The organism is Photobacterium sp. R1 (genome assembly GCF_054600795.1).
Genome location: NZ_BAAHZP010001060.1, coordinates 1 through 231, shown reverse-complemented (window position 1 = coordinate 231; position 231 = coordinate 1). Strand labels below are relative to the sequence as shown.

Annotated in this window: 1 pseudogene; it reads left to right on the top strand. The window is 54.1% G+C overall.

What is annotated here, in order from left to right:
- Nucleotides 1-204: pseudogene (locus ACYP03_RS28310) on the top strand (ABC transporter permease); the annotation flags it as partial.
- Nucleotides 205-231: the final 27 nt, after the last annotated feature.

The window sequence follows — 231 nt, the reverse complement described above, 5'->3', positions numbered from 1 at the left end:
ACACTGACATCACTGGATTTTCTGGGGTTCGGTTTGCCTGTGGGTTCACCGTCTCTCGGTGAATTGCTTGCTCAGGGCAAAACCAACCTTCAGGCACCCTGGCTGGGCCTGTCTGCATTCGTTGTACTTTCTATCATGCTGAGCCTGCTGGTCTTTATCGGCGAGGCGGTGCGCGATGCTTTCGACCCACACCATCAATCGTAACGACCGGGATACTGCAATGAGTGATGC